This window comes from Schauerella aestuarii (assembly GCF_009866805.1).
Classification (GTDB): domain Bacteria; phylum Pseudomonadota; class Gammaproteobacteria; order Burkholderiales; family Burkholderiaceae_B; genus Schauerella; species Schauerella aestuarii.
The window spans coordinates 227,506-240,128 of the sequence record NZ_SIZW01000040.1 but is presented as its reverse complement, the minus strand read 5'-3'; the positions used below and the strand labels follow the sequence as shown (position 1 = coordinate 240,128).

11 protein-coding genes are annotated in these 12,623 nt (G+C 65.5%); 2 read left to right on the top strand and 9 right to left on the bottom strand.

Going from position 1 to position 12,623, the window contains the following annotated elements; translation table 11 throughout:
- Positions 1-73: 73 nt before the first annotated feature.
- From EYW45_RS07905 to EYW45_RS07890, 4 genes are read right to left on the bottom strand one after another with little or no spacing between them, the layout of a single operon-like run.
- Complete coding sequence (locus tag EYW45_RS07905; protein WP_161134837.1) at positions 74-538, bottom strand: barstar family protein; 465 nt, start codon at positions 536-538, stop codon at positions 74-76.
- Positions 535-1,764, bottom strand: coding sequence for a patatin-like phospholipase family protein (locus EYW45_RS07900; RefSeq protein WP_161134836.1), 1,230 nt, complete (start codon positions 1,762-1,764; stop codon positions 535-537). Before EYW45_RS07900 ends, EYW45_RS07905 begins: the two co-directional genes overlap by 4 nt.
- Positions 1,745-4,033, bottom strand: a complete 2,289-nt coding sequence (locus EYW45_RS07895) for an NADP-dependent malic enzyme (protein ID WP_161134835.1) — start codon at positions 4,031-4,033, stop codon at positions 1,745-1,747. Before EYW45_RS07895 ends, EYW45_RS07900 begins: the two co-directional genes overlap by 20 nt.
- Positions 4,034-4,093: 60 nt before the next feature.
- On the bottom strand, positions 4,094-5,101 hold the full coding sequence (locus EYW45_RS07890) for an FAD-binding protein (RefSeq protein WP_161134834.1): 1,008 nt from the start codon (positions 5,099-5,101) through the stop codon (positions 4,094-4,096).
- 33 nt (positions 5,102-5,134) lie between these two features.
- Here EYW45_RS07890 and EYW45_RS07885 point away from each other — a divergent pair, with 33 nt between their 5' ends.
- The gene (locus EYW45_RS07885) at positions 5,135-6,304 is read left to right on the top strand and encodes a pyridoxal phosphate-dependent aminotransferase (RefSeq protein WP_161134833.1); all 1,170 of its coding nucleotides are present in this window, start codon (positions 5,135-5,137) and stop codon (positions 6,302-6,304) included.
- Positions 6,305-6,336: 32 nt separating this feature from the next.
- Here EYW45_RS07885 and EYW45_RS07880 read toward each other — a convergent pair whose 3' ends face one another.
- A complete protein-coding gene (locus EYW45_RS07880) occupies positions 6,337-7,158 on the bottom strand; it encodes a transglycosylase SLT domain-containing protein (RefSeq protein ID WP_161134832.1) in 822 nt (273 codons plus the stop codon).
- Positions 7,159-7,240: 82 nt separating this feature from the next.
- Between EYW45_RS07880 and ubiD the strand changes: the two genes are divergently transcribed.
- On the top strand, positions 7,241-8,785 hold the full coding sequence (gene ubiD / locus EYW45_RS07875) for a 4-hydroxy-3-polyprenylbenzoate decarboxylase (RefSeq protein ID WP_161134831.1): 1,545 nt from the start codon (positions 7,241-7,243) through the stop codon (positions 8,783-8,785).
- Positions 8,786-8,870: 85 nt separating this feature from the next.
- Here ubiD and EYW45_RS07870 read toward each other — a convergent pair whose 3' ends face one another.
- Genes EYW45_RS07870 through EYW45_RS07855 form a run of 4 tightly spaced genes read right to left on the bottom strand, consistent with a single transcriptional unit; the run spans position 8,871 to position 12,618 of the window.
- Positions 8,871-9,668, bottom strand: coding sequence for a heme ABC transporter ATP-binding protein (locus EYW45_RS07870; RefSeq protein WP_161134830.1), 798 nt, complete (start codon positions 9,666-9,668; stop codon positions 8,871-8,873).
- Positions 9,665-10,609: a FecCD family ABC transporter permease gene (locus EYW45_RS07865; protein ID WP_407924911.1), complete on the bottom strand. Its 945-nt coding sequence runs from the start codon at positions 10,607-10,609 to the stop codon at positions 9,665-9,667. Before EYW45_RS07865 ends, EYW45_RS07870 begins: the two co-directional genes overlap by 4 nt.
- Positions 10,610-10,652: 43 nt before the next feature.
- Positions 10,653-11,504, bottom strand: a complete 852-nt coding sequence (locus EYW45_RS07860) for a heme/hemin ABC transporter substrate-binding protein (RefSeq protein ID WP_161135383.1) — start codon at positions 11,502-11,504, stop codon at positions 10,653-10,655.
- 52 nt (positions 11,505-11,556) lie between these two features.
- On the bottom strand, positions 11,557-12,618 hold the full coding sequence (locus EYW45_RS07855) for a hemin-degrading factor (protein ID WP_407924910.1): 1,062 nt from the start codon (positions 12,616-12,618) through the stop codon (positions 11,557-11,559).
- Positions 12,619-12,623 lie beyond the last annotated feature (5 nt).

Below are 12,623 nucleotides of genomic sequence, written 5' to 3'. Positions count from 1 at the left end.
CCACCGGCGGCGCGTCAGTCGTTAGTGATGCGTTCAGCCGTCGGCAGCAATGCGTCAGTCGTTAAGGGTGCATTCAGTCGTCGACGTAGCGCGGTACGTCGGCTTGCGGCGGCGGATCGGGGTGCTTGCCGGCATGCTCGAGCACATACGCAAAAGTGCGACCGTTTTCACGCGCAAAATCGGCCGCATCGGCACACGCCTGCGCGACGCGCGCCGCATCTTCTTCGAGGGCGGGATCGCCCGAATGCAATCTGTAAAGCCACAACACGACACCGCTCTTCTGATCGAGCACCGTGTCGCACAGACAGTCGTAGAGCGCATCCAGGTTGCCGCCGAAAAACACGGGAAAATCGACAGCCTTGGCGATGGCGCGCAATACTGCCGAGCGGCTGCGGGCACGGTCGCAATCCGCCACGAACAACGGCAACCCCAATGCGTTGGCGGCGTCGACCACGTCGACTTTCTGAAATGCGGCATGATCGAGCTCGCCGCCCTGCTGCAACAGCTGCTGCACGCCGGCCTGAGTGGTACGCGTCATACTGGCGCCTCCTTGAAAAACCCGATCACTGCCTCGGTCTGCCGCATCGTATCGGCATAACCTAATTCGATCAATCGCCGGGTGTAACGCGCTTCGAACAAGAGGTAGGACAACAAGGTTCCGCCCTCCCGCCGCCCAGGCGCGACGCCCATGCCGAGGGCACCGAGAAGCGCGCGAACCTCACGCGGCATGTCGTCAAGATACGACAGCGCCAGGGTGTCGAGCGATTCGCTCGGACTCAACGCCAGCACGTTCACCCGGCGCAGCCCGCTGTCGCGCCCCACGTGACCGCCGTCGATCAAGGCGTTCACGCGCCGCACACTTTCCACATCGGTAGACACGCTGTCGATGAAAATGTTCGCCAGTGCATGACCTGAAATTTGTGCCAGCGTGGGGTACGGCGGATCCTGGTGCCGGGCTTCCGGATGGGTATCGTCGCGATGCGCGGTACCGATCACCACGACCCGGCCCGCCCCCATGTGTATCGCCGGGCTGATGGGCGCCAACTGCCGCATCGAGCCATCGCCGCACCACTCGGTCTGCCCAAACACGTCCACGGCCTGCGCCGGAAACACGAACGGGATGGCACTGGAGGCCATCAGATGATCCACGCCGATCGTCGTGGGTACCGCGCGGCGCAGCGCCCGCTGCCAGGGATCGATCGTCTCGGCCGATTGATAGAACGTCAGGTGCTGGCCGGAGGTGTAACCGGACGCGGTGATCGCGAGCGCCGTCAGCGAATGCTGCGCCAACTGCGTATGCAGCCGATCGAAATCCAGCACCTGGGCCAGGAGATCCGCCAACGGGGCGTTATCGAGCAATGAGCGCGGTCGGGGGCCACGGCGGCCGGCGAACATCCAGCCCAATGCCAGCAGGCCCAGCCAGCGCCCACCCGTCCGGATCAGGCCTGGCGCATCGGTGCGATACACCATGCCGGTATGCAGCCGCGACCACAGCCGCCGCATGCGCGCCACGGCCACGTGCGGCCGATCGGCCCGGCAGGCATAAGCGGTCGCGTTGAGCGCACCCGCCGAGGTGCCGCAGAGGATATCGAAGGGATTGCGAAAATCGCCACGGCGCGGCGCATCGAGAATATCGAGCAGCGCCTGCACTACCCCCACCTGGTAGGCGGCACGGGCGCCGCCCCCAGTGAGGATCAGGCCGGTGCGAGGGGTAGACTCGCTCCGGCCATCCAACACGGTCGCTTCAGCGTGGCGTGTTGGCATCGACCACGGTCAACGCGGTCATGTTGACGATGCGGCGCACGGTCGAGCTCGAGGTGAGGATGTGCACTGGCGCATTCACGCCCAGCAGGAACGGGCCCACGGCCACGTTGCCGCCGGCGGCCGTCTTCAACAGGTTGTAGGCGATATTGCCCGAATCGACGTTGGGGCACACCAGCAGATTGGCCTGCCCTTTCAACGGCGACGACGGCAGCAGCTTCTGGCGCAACGTTTCGTCCAGCGCGCAGTCACCGTGCATTTCGCCATCGACTTCCATGTCGGGCGCGCGCTCGCGAATGATTTCCAACGCTTCGCGCATCTTCGCGCCGGATGCGGAACTGCCGGAACCGAAGTTGGAACGCGACAGCAATGCCACCTTCGGCATCAGATTCATGCGCGTCATCTCTTCCGCGGCGGCGATCGTGAACTCGGCCACCTGCTCGGCGGTCGGGTCGTCGGTGACGTGGGTATCCACCAGCGCCACCGTGCGTTCGTTCACCAGCAGGATGTTCATGGCCGCATACACCTTGTGGCCCGCGCGGCGACCGATCACCTCATCGATGAAACGCAAGTGATCGCCATAGGCGCCCACCGTGCCGCAGACCATGCCGTCGGCATCGCCCAAGTGCAGCATCATGGCACCGATCAAGGTCATGCGGCGGCGCATTTCAACGCGCGCCATTTCCTTGGTGATGCCTCGGCGGCACATGATTTCCCAATACGTGGTCCAGTAGCGATGGAAACGCTCGTCGTATTCGGGGTTGCAAACCTGCGCGTCTTCGCCCAGGCGAATCCGCAGGCCGTATTTCTCGATACGCGCCGCCAACACGGCGGGACGGCCCACCAGGATCGGCTTGGCCAGGCCTTCATCGACGATGACCTGTACGGCGCGCAGCACGCGCTCGTCTTCGCCTTCGGTAAACACGATGCGCGCTTTCCCACCCTCGCGCACCAGGCGCTTGGCGTTGGAAAACAGCGGCTTCATGAACGCGCCGGAGTGATACACGAACTGCTGCAACTGATCGACGTAGGCTTCGAGATCGGCGATCGGCCGGGTGGCCACGCCCTCTTCCATCGCCGCTTTCGCCACGGCCGGAGCAATACGCACGATCAAGCGTGGATCGAAGGGCTTGGGAATCAGATACTCGGGGCCGAACGAAATATCGTAGGTGCCGTAGGCCGCGGCAACGATTTCGTTTTGCTCTTCCTGCGCCAGCTTGGCGATCGCCAGTACGGCGGCTTTTTCCATCCCGCGCGTGATCGTGGTCGCGCCCACATCCATCGCACCGCGAAAGATGTAAGGGAAGCACAGCACATTGTTGACCTGGTTCGGATAATCCGAGCGGCCCGTGGCCATCACGATATCGTCGCGCACGGCGTGCGCGACTTCGGGCAGGATCTCGGGCGTGGGGTTGGCCAGCGCCAGGATGAACGGATTGGGTCCCATGCGGGCGACCATGTCGGCCTTGAGCACGCCGCCGGCCGACAATCCGAGGAAGACGTCGGCGCCGTCGATCACTTCGCCCAGCGTGCGCAGCTCGGTGACTTGCGCGAAGCCGGCCTTGTCCGGATCCATCAACGTCGTGCGGCCTTCGTACACCACGCCTTCGATGTCGGTGACCCAGATGTTGGACTTGGGCAGGCCCAGATCGACCATCAATTCCAGACAGGCCAGCGCCGCAGCGCCCGCGCCGGACACCACCACCTTGACCTGCGTGATGTCTTTCTTCACCACCTTCAGGCCGTTGATGAACGCGGCCGATACGGTGATCGCCGTGCCGTGCTGATCGTCGTGAAAGACCGGAATCTTCATGCGCTCACGCAGCTTGCGCTCGACCGTGAAGCACTCGGGCGCCTTGATGTCCTCAAGGTTGATGCCACCGAACGTAGGCTCCAGGCCCGCGATGATGTCGACCAATTTGTCGGGATCGGTTTCGTTGATCTCGATATCGAACACATCCAGGCCGGCGAACTTCTTGAACAGCACCGCCTTGCCTTCCATCACCGGCTTGGAGGCCAGTGCGCCGATATTGCCCAGCCCCAGAACGGCTGTGCCGTTGGTGATCACACCGACCAGATTGCCGCGCGCCGTGTAGCGAAATGCATTGACGGGATCTTTGACGATCTCTTCGCAAGCGGCCGCAACGCCAGGCGAATAGGCCAGCGCCAGATCGCGCTGGTTGGACAATTGCTTGGTCGGCATGACCGAAATTTTGCCGGGGCGGCCGGACTCGTGATATTCGAGTGCGGCGCGGCGGAGATTTTCATCCATGGGACAGGCTCAAGGTGGGGTGTGACTGAAAAGAGGTGGAATCTTAACCTGTTGCAACGCCTACCCCGGCATGGGGAATAGGTCGCCCGCGTCGAAGGCGGCTTTGATGCACCGCGTCAACCGGCGGCTGGCGTCAGCCGCCGCAGCGTCCTGACCGACGCTCGACTCACCACTGCCGGACACTGATGCCGCCGTGGCGTTCGCAGCGTCGTCGGACGCGATCGTGGCCCGGTCAGCCGACGCCAGCGTGCTGCGCGGCGCAGGCGTCGCGACCAAGCGGACGCGGCACACCCAGGCCAGGGTGCCGCCGTGCCCCAACAACATCTGCCCGAGATTGACCCCATGCGGCGCCTGGGGCTGCAACGCGTCGAGCCGATAAGCGAGCGGCCAGCGCCCGAGCGCGCGGCACGCTTGCCCTTCGGCACTCGACGCCGCCTGAAACAGGGCGGGCACCAGCGCTTGCACCGTAGCGGATTGCAGCGGTTGCGTGGCATCGGCGCCAAAAGGCCCCAGCGCTTCGAACGTGCCGTCGGCCAACAGCACTTCCACCGCCACGATGCCGGTTTCGCCGGTGCAGCCCGGCGTGAGCCCGGGATGCGGCGCCGCCAGCCAATGCGCGAGCGTGCGCGCGCGCGGCGCCCCCTCGAACTGCGTGAGGCCGGCGTCGGCCAGGGCGCCCAATGGGCATCCCGGCTGCACGTCCCACGCCACCGGCACCGCTTGCGACGCCGGCACATCGCGCGCATCCGCGGCGGCCGCAAACACCGGCGTGAGGCCATCCAACCGGACCGGATCCACGTAAACAGCTGGCCGGTCATCGGGCGGCGCCGTCATGGCGCCCTCGTCTCCGCTCAACACGATCACGACGCCGTACTCGCGCCCCAGCGATACGACCACCGCCATGTCGCCATTTCCTGCCGGCGCAAACCGGGCCCGTCCCACGCCGGCCACGGCGTCCGACTCGCTGAAAACGCCATCGCAGGCACCACGCAGTCTTCGGCAAAACGCCTCCCAGGCGCTGGGCGCAGGTTTGCGGCCGGAGAGAAAAGCGCGTCGGGAAGGCTGCATGACTACAATTCCTTTTTTGTTCTGAGAAGCACCATGCCTCGCCTCGCCACCCGTACCCAAGATTTCTTGACCTTTCAGGTGATGAACCTGTTCAAGCAGGCGCAAGCCCTGCAGGCCGCCGGCGAAGACATCATCAGCATGGGCATCGGTGAACCTGACTTTACCGCGCCGCCGCCCGTGGTGGCAGCACTCGATCGCGCTTCGCGCAGCGGCTTGAGCGGCTACACCGCCGCCGCCGGCATCGCCCCCTTGCGCGAAGCCATCGCCGCGTTCTATGGCAAGCAGTTCGGCGCTGCCATCGATCCTTCCCGCGTGATCGTGACCGCCGGCGCATCCGGCGCGCTGAGCCTGGCCTGCGCCGCGCTGGTCGATCCGGGCGCCGAAGTGTTGATGCCTGACCCGTCCTACCCCGCCAATTCCAATTTCATCCTGGGCGCCGGCGGCCTGCCCCGTCTGGTCGCCAGCTCGGCCGAGAAGCGCTTCCAACTCAGCGCGGACGACGTCCGCACCCATTGGAACGATGCTACCCGCGGCGTGTTGATCGCCTCGCCCAGCAATCCCACCGGCACCTCCATCGCGCACGACGAGCTGGCCGAGCTGCTGCAGGTCGTACGCGAACGCGACGGCTTCACGATCATGGACGAGATCTACCTGGGCCTGTCGTACGACCACGCGCCAAAGTCGGCCCTGACGCTGGACGACGACCTCATCATCATCAACAGCTTCAGCAAGTACTTTCACATGACGGGATGGCGCCTCGGCTGGCTGATCGTGCCCGAATCGATGGTGAGCACGATCGACAAGATCGCCGGCAGCCTCTCGATTTGCGCACCCACGCTGGCGCAACATGCCGCGCTGGCCTGCTTCGAGCCCGAGTCGCTGGCGGTTTTCGAGGAGCGCCGCCGCGCGTTCCAGGCTCGCCGCGACTATCTGCTGCCGGCCTTCGAAAAGCTGGGGCTGACCGTGCCGGTGAAGCCGGACGGTGCGTTCTATATCTACGCGGATGTGAGCAGCACCGGCATGGACAGCCAGACCTTCTCGCAGCGCCTGCTGCTCGAAACCGGCATCGCCGCCGTGCCGGGCCACGACTTCGGTCCGGCTCACGCCAGGAAGATGATGCGCTTTTCCTACGCGACGGCATTGCCGCGGCTGGAAGAAGCCGTGGACCGCATGGACCGCTGGCTCACGCGCATCAAGGGCTGAGGCCAGCCGCTAACGGTCGCGATCGCGTACCGTCACTCGCGGGCCAGCGCGATACCCGAAGCCAGCGCCAGACGACGGCGCTCGGCCTGAACCTTGCCGCTATAGCCACCATCGTTGGGGCCCGTAGCGCCCACGTAGCACGACAAGCCGGCATTGACCGAACCGCGGCGCTGGATACAGTCGCGCAAAATCGTGGAGCCCACGCGAATGTTGGCCACGGGATCGAGCGCGGCGTTGTCGCCGAATTTCTCGAACTTCTCCTGATGCACGCTCGTCATGACCTGCATCAGGCCCTGCGCGCCCACCGGACTTTCGGCAAACGGGTTGTAGCGCGATTCGATGGCCATCACGGCCAGCAGCAAAAGCGGGTCGAGATCGTGCTCGTCGCCCACCTTGAAGGCCGTGGCGACCAATACGCCGGTGGCATCGTTGGCCACCTTGTACTTGCGCGAGATATAGCTCTTCAACGCATCCATCTGATTGCGCGATGCGCTCGCCGTTTGCGGCGCGGGTTTGGGCGCCGGCTTGGGTGCCACGCGCGGCGGACTCAGATACGCCGTCGCGTTGGACGCGGGTGCATTGGGGATGGCCAAGACGACCGCGGTCGGCTCGCCGCCATCGCCTGCGGTATCCTGGCCGCCCGAGAGTGAGGACGGCGCCAGCGCGGCGAGCAGTGCTTCGTGAACCTGAAGGGCTTGGCTGCGTAAACCCGGCAGCGCCATACCCATGCTGACGGTGACGATCACAACGATGCCGAGGTAGACCGAGCAGAGTCGGAGCCATTCGGCCACAATGCGATGAATGCGTCGCGCCAGCAGTTGAAAGTCGAGATGGGAAGCCAATGCTTCAGCCATGGGACCTCCTGCTTGGTGGAGAGGGAACCGATGTTAACCTCTCCCCAACTTCACAAATGTAACCAAATTATCCGGAATTAACGTGAAATACCGTGACTTGAGAGACTTTATCGCGCAACTCGAGACCAAGGGCGAGCTCAAGCGCATCGCAGCGCCCGTGTCGACCGAACTCGAAATGACCGAGATCGCCGATCGGGTGCTGCGCGCCGAAGGCCCGGCTTTGCTGTTCGAAAACGCGCAGCATCGCGGCAAGCCGGCCGGCATGCCGGTGTTGGCCAATCTGTTCGGCACGCCCAAGCGTGTGGCATGGGGCATGGGCGCCGAAGACGTCACGGCATTGCGCGATGTGGGCGAATTGCTGGCGTCGCTGCGCGAGCCGGAACCGCCCAAAGGCTTCAAGGACGCGTGGGCGAAGGTCGCCATGCTGAAGGCCGCGCTGTGGGACATGAGCCCGAAAACGGTACGCACCGCGCCTTGCCAGGAAGTCGTGATCGAAGGCGACGACGTGGACCTGAACGCGCTGCCACTGCAGCAGTGCTGGCCGGGCGATGTGGCACCGCTGCTCACCTGGGGCCTGGTGGTCACGCGCGGCCCCAATGCCAAGCGCCAGAATCTGGGCATCTACCGCCAGCAGCCGATCGCGCGCAATAAGCTCATCATGCGCTGGTTGTCGCATCGCGGCGGCGCGCTCGATTTTCGCGATCACGCGCTTGCCCATCCCGGCACGCCGTTTCCGATCGCTGTCGCGCTGGGCGCAGATCCCGCCACGATTCTTGGTGCCGTGACGCCGGTGCCCGATTCGCTGTCTGAATACCAGTTTGCCGGTTTGCTGCGCGGCTCGCGCACCGAAGTGGTCAAAACCATCGGCAGCGATCTGCAAGTGCCAGCCTCGGCTGAAATCGTGCTCGAAGGCTATTTGCTGCCCTCGAGCGATCCGCGTGCGACGGCCCCGGTGGTGCCCGACGGCGTCAAGGCACCGCCCAAAAGCGATTACGAACAGGCGCTCGAAGGCCCATACGGCGATCACACCGGCTATTACAACGAGCAGGACTGGTTCCCGGTCTTCACCGTCACGCGCATCACGATGCGCCGCGATCCGATCTATCACTCGACCTACACCGGCAAACCGCCCGACGAACCCGCGGTATTGGGCGTGGCGCTGAACGAGGTGTTCGTGCCGCTGCTGCGCCGTCAGATGCCCGAGATCGTGGATTTCTATTTGCCGCCCGAGGGCTGCAGCTATCGTTTGGCGGTGGTGTCGATCCGCAAGCAGTACCCTGGCCACGCGCGGCGCGTGATGTTCGGGCTGTGGAGCGTGCTGCGCCAGTTCATGTACACCAAGTTCATCATCGTGGTGGACGAAGACATCGATCCGCGCCAATGGAAGGAGGTGGTGTGGGCGATGACGACACGCATGGATCCGGTGCGCGATGCCGTGATGGTGGAACGCACGCCGATCGATTACCTGGATTTTGCGTCGCCCGTATCGGGTCTGGGCGGCAAAATGGGTCTGGACGCGACCAACAAATGGCCTGGAGAAACCGACCGCGAATGGGGCCGGCCGATCGCGATGAGCGACGAAGTCAAGCAACGCGTCGACGGCATGTGGGGCGATCTGGGGCTGTAATACATGGGGCGGCCAGGCGCACGCGGTGCGAATCGTTTGCCCCGCGCACGTCTGTCGGTTCGTCTGCGGGGCCTGCCGCCCTGCCTCACGCCTCGGCGTCGAACCACACCTGCAAGCGCCCGGCCAGCATCGGATGCGGCAGCACATGTGCCGCCATGCCATAGGTGCGCGCCAGGATCGGCGGCGTCAGGACCGCCTCGGGCGGTCCGTCTGCCACTACCTTGCGATCGGCGAGCAAGATCAACCGATCGCACCACTGCGCCGCCAGATTGAGATCGTGCAGCACGATCAATACGCCTGCGTCCTGCCCACGCGCCAGCCGGCGCGCCAAGGCCAGCACCGCGTGCTGATGGGGCGGATCCTGGCTGGCGGTAGGCTCGTCCCACAACAGATAGCGCGGCTGCCCGGCCACGGGCTGCGCCGCTGCCTGGACCAGCACGCGCGCCAGATGCACGCGCTGCTGCTCACCGCCCGATAGCAACGCGTAGGGTCGGTCGAGCAAACTCGCCACATCGGCCCGCACGGCCGCATCGGCCACCAGCGCATCCACCCTGTCGGGCGCCAGCGCCGGAAACGGATAGGCGCCCATGCCGATCACCTCGGTCACCGACAACGCAAACCGTAGCCCAGGCTTCTGCGGCAGCACCGCCCGCCGCATGGCCTGCTGCGCGGAAGGCATCGCATCGAGCGGCGCATCGTCGAGCGTGACGCCGCCGGCGGCCAGCGGCAGTTCGCCTGCCAATGCGCTCAGCAGGGTCGATTTACCGGCGCCATTGGGGCCGAGCAATCCCAATACTTCGCCTGGGCCCAATCGGCAGGACACATCGTCCAGCACCGTTTGCCCGTCGCGCTCGATCCGCAGATGACGGCCGTCCAGACTCATACCAGCCGTCTCCCGCGGGCAAGCAGCCAGATGAAGAAGGGCCCGCCCACCAGGCTGGTGACCAGACCGATCGGCAACTCGGCCGGCACGATCACGATCCGCGCCAGCCAATCGGCCAGGGTCAGCGCCAGCGCACCCGCAAGCATCGACGCCGGCAGCAGCCAGCGATGATTGGCGCCCAAGGTGAGCCGGATCAAATGCGGCACGACCAGGCCGATGAAACCGATACCGCCGGTCGCCGCCACAAGCGGCCCCACGACGAGCGCCATCGCCACGATGAGCTTGCGGCGCACGGTCACCAGCGGAAAGCCCAGATGCTGCGCCTCGCGCTCCCCCAAAAGCAGTGCATTGAGCAGCCGCCATTGGCGGGCGAGCCATATCGTCCACACCAGCGTCCAGGGGGCAAGAAACGCCAGCAACGACCAATTGGCGCCAGCCAGGCTGCCCAGATTCCAGAATGTCAGATCGCGCAGTTGCGCATCGTTGGCCAACGTGGTGAACAAGCCAATCAGGCTGCCGGCGACGGTATTGATGGCGATGCCGGCGAGCAGCAATCCGGCCACGCCGGGTGCGCGACGGCCCAGCGCGTAGGCCAGCGCCGTGGCGCCCAGGCTGCCCAGAAACGCTGCGGGTGCGAGCAGCCAAAAGCCACCCGACGTAAACACGATCGCTGTCACCGCGCCCAACGCGCCGCCGGCAGAGATCCCCACCAAACCGGGTTCGGCGAGCGGATTGCGAAACAGGGCCTGCATGACGGCGCCGGTGATGGCCAACGCCGCTCCCGCCAGGGCGCTGAACAGCACTCTCGGTATCCGCACATCCACGAGCACATTGCGCAGCAACTGCTCGCCGGGTGCCGGCTGGCCCCACAGCAGCGTCGGCAAGCTTGTCAGCGGAATGGCGACCGCGCCGCTGGCGCACGCCACGGCCATCGCCACCACGAGCAGCACGGCCAGACCGGCGATCGCAGAGGTCGGCCGCAGGTCAGCGCGCCGCACGCGCGGGCGCTCCAGCGGCGTCTTGCAGTTGCTGCAAGGCCTGCGGCAAGCGCGGCCCCAAACCCAGCACCAGCAGATCGTCCATCACCACGATGCGGCCCGCTCGGGCAGCCGGGGTGGCAATCACGCCAGGGACCTGCAACAGGTTGTCCATCCCGCCCAACGCGTCCAGCGAGGACGTCGTGATCACGATCAGCTCGGGGGCCAGCGCCGTCATCGCTTCCGGCGAGAGCGGCTTGTAGCCCTGCTGACCCGCCAGCACATTGGCAAGCCCGGCCAGCCGCAGCACTTCATCCGCAGCGGTACCGCTTCCCGCACCCTGGGAGGAGCCGGTGCGATTGACCATCAACAACGTCGGACGATCGCTTCGGGGTTGCGCCTGGATGCGATCCAGGTCGCGCTTGAGCGCGGCCGACAACCGCGCGCCGGCAGACTTGGCATCCAGGGCAGCCGCCACTTGATCGATACGGCGATAAAGCGACGCCACCGTGGGTTGATCGGACACAACCTGAAGATTGACGCCGAGCTCGGTCAACTTCTGGATGGCGTGCGGCGGACCCGCCTGCTCGGAGGCCAACACCATATCGGGCCGCATGGCCACCACGCCTTCCACGGGCGTGGCGCGGTAATAACCGACACGCGGCAAACGGGTGGCGGCTTCCGGATACAGACTTGACAGATCATCGGCCACGATGCGGTCGCCGCGATCGAGGGCAAAGGCGATTTCCGTGACGCTACCGCCCAGGGTGACCACCCGCTCGGGCGCAGCACCCTGCGCGGCCCAGGCCGCCAAGCTCAGGCACAGCGCCAATCCGGCGGCCCGCAGGCCGCGTGCCATCGGACGTGTCACCACCGCGTGTTCGGTCGTAATGCCTGCACTCATCGTGTTCTCACTGCGCCAAAGGGGTATCGCACAGCGCGGCCAACATGCCGCGCCACGCCGGCAGTTCCGCCTGGCCGGGCTTGCGTACGCCAAAAAATTGAACGATCAGATCGCCTGCGGCGTTATACACCTCAAGCGACGTTACCCACCCGTCGGACGTGGGCTTGTTGACCACCCACACCTGGGCGATCGCCGTCGTGTTCAGATGCAGATTGAAGTCGGGATCGAGCACGTTGTACCAGGGACCGGTGCGCCGCAGCGTCTCGATCGGGCCGCTGTGGATCTGAATCATGCCGCGATTGGCCACAAAGCACATGATGGCCGTGCCCTCGGCAACCGCCCCCGCCAAGACCGTCTCCACCGCGTCGATCGCCACCTTTTGCGCGAGATCGGCGCCGGCGGCTTCGAGCGCGGCGAGGCGATCGGCATCGTGCTTTTTCAAGAGTGGGAAAAACTGATGGGTGTCCGTCATCGCCTGCCAATCCGCGCGCAGGGCGGCGGCATCATTGACGCCACGCGGCGCGGGCCGCTCAGGCGCCGGCGGGTTTTCAGGCCATATCGGTGACGGGTGGCGATGCGCGTCGACCAATGCGTCGAAGGCGACAATGTCCGTCTCGGCTGTGACGTAGATCTTGTGCACGGCCATCCCGGCCGCGTCGAAAAATTGCAGGCTGCGGCGCCCGGCGTCGGTCACCGACCAGGCTGAGGCCCAATTGAAGAAGAACACGCGCAGATCGATGTCGGGGCCGAGCACCAGCCCCATCGGACCGTCGGCACGCACGTCCTCGTAGCGGCCATGCCGCTCGTGCACGCACCAGTCGTTGCGCGTGAGCGCCATCACCCGGCCCACGCTCGGCAACTGCCGGAAGATGCTCTGAAAATCGGGCTGCAGTGCGATGGCGTCGATGCCCGCGCACCCTGCCGCCACCCATTGCGCCTCGGAAACGCCCAAGGCATCGGCCGCTTGCCTGGCACGTTGGCCGGCCAAGCGTTCGGATGCTGCCGCAGAGCGGGCACGAACGACTGCGGCCGCGTCCAAGAACGCGGCCGCGGAGGGAGACGTGACGATGCCGT

What these genes read in the sequence shown, in the direction of transcription:
- EYW45_RS07905 (WP_161134837.1), bottom strand. Translation starts at nt 538, where the DNA reads ATGACGCGTACCACTCAGGCCGGCGTGCAGCAGCTGTTGCAGCAGGGC.
- EYW45_RS07900 (WP_161134836.1), bottom strand. Translation starts at nt 1,764, where the DNA reads ATGCCAACACGCCACGCTGAAGCGACCGTGTTGGATGGCCGGAGCGAG.
- EYW45_RS07895 (WP_161134835.1), bottom strand. Translation starts at nt 4,033, where the DNA reads ATGGATGAAAATCTCCGCCGCGCCGCACTCGAATATCACGAGTCCGGC.
- EYW45_RS07890 (WP_161134834.1), bottom strand. Translation starts at nt 5,101, where the DNA reads ATGCAGCCTTCCCGACGCGCTTTTCTCTCCGGCCGCAAACCTGCGCCC.
- EYW45_RS07885 (WP_161134833.1), top strand. Translation starts at nt 5,135, where the DNA reads ATGCCTCGCCTCGCCACCCGTACCCAAGATTTCTTGACCTTTCAGGTG.
- EYW45_RS07880 (WP_161134832.1), bottom strand. Translation starts at nt 7,158, where the DNA reads ATGGCTGAAGCATTGGCTTCCCATCTCGACTTTCAACTGCTGGCGCGA.
- EYW45_RS07870 (WP_161134830.1), bottom strand. Translation starts at nt 9,668, where the DNA reads ATGAGTCTGGACGGCCGTCATCTGCGGATCGAGCGCGACGGGCAAACG.
- EYW45_RS07860 (WP_161135383.1), bottom strand. Translation starts at nt 11,504, where the DNA reads ATGGCACGCGGCCTGCGGGCCGCCGGATTGGCGCTGTGCCTGAGCTTG.